General features: G+C 39.9%; 2 protein-coding genes. Both read left to right on the top strand.

Annotation, left to right across the window (positions count from 1 at the left end):
- Nucleotides 1–126 precede the first annotated feature (126 nt).
- Nucleotides 127–360, top strand: a complete 234-nt coding sequence (locus R7E78_RS26070) for a hypothetical protein (protein WP_005481019.1) — start codon at nucleotides 127–129, stop codon at nucleotides 358–360.
- Between the two features lie 115 nt (nucleotides 361–475).
- A partial coding sequence (locus R7E78_RS26065; protein ID WP_318058603.1) for a type II secretion system protein occupies nucleotides 476–770 on the top strand: 295 nt, incomplete at its 3' end.

Raw genomic sequence — 770 nt, 5'->3', positions numbered from 1 at the left:
TCAAGCTACCTCTTCAGCTGCTGCAACGGTTAAAACAGTAACTACATGTAAGTAATCTGTTTATACCTAAAGGCCAGCTAGTCTGGCCTTTATCTCTTTATTTTGATTAATCTCGGAATAGTTCATATGCGTAAATCATCGGGTCTTAGTGCAATAGAGTTTGTGGTTGTGCTGATTATCTTAGGTGTAGTCGGTTATGTGGTATTACCAAGATTTATCAGCTTCGAGCCAGAAACTTACGAAGCAAAGTGGGAGCAAACCAAGCAAACCGCTGAGCACGTTTCTGAAACGCTGAGCAATAAAGAAACTTACGATCGAATTGAAGAAGAGATTGGTCGTTCAAAGGGGCAAAATAACTAGACATTGGTTATTTGTTCATCTGTTCACACTTCGAATCGAAAAATTATAAATCTATCATTATTCTCATAATTTCATCGTATACTTATCTCGCTTGTTCTAAGCCTAAGGTTGGGTTATGAAAATTCGCAGCTCTGCATTAGGATTTACTTTAATGGAGTTAATCCTAGTGATTGTCCTCCTCTCTATCCTTTCACTTTTTGCAGCCAGCCGTTTTATGGCCTCTAGCAGTTTCTCTGCATATACATTACAAGAACGAGTGATTTCTGTGATTCGCCAAGTACAGGTGAATCGTATGCAGTCTAATGTTGCAAGTCCTGATAACAATTTTCGTTTGCAAGTTTCTAGCTCATGTGTTGGTTCGGTTGCTGCCTGTGAACTAACAGGCAGTGCACAAGATGCCCGTAGTGACG

It is taken from the genome of Vibrio sp. YT-19(2023) (assembly GCF_033337395.1).
The sequence above is the reverse complement of the archived record's forward strand: the minus strand, read 5'-3'. Positions and strand labels throughout refer to the sequence as shown.

Coding starts and splice junctions, on each gene's coding strand:
- R7E78_RS26070 (WP_005481019.1), top strand. CDS start 127: ATGCGTAAATCATCGGGTCTTAGTGCAATAGAGTTTGTGGTTGTGCTG.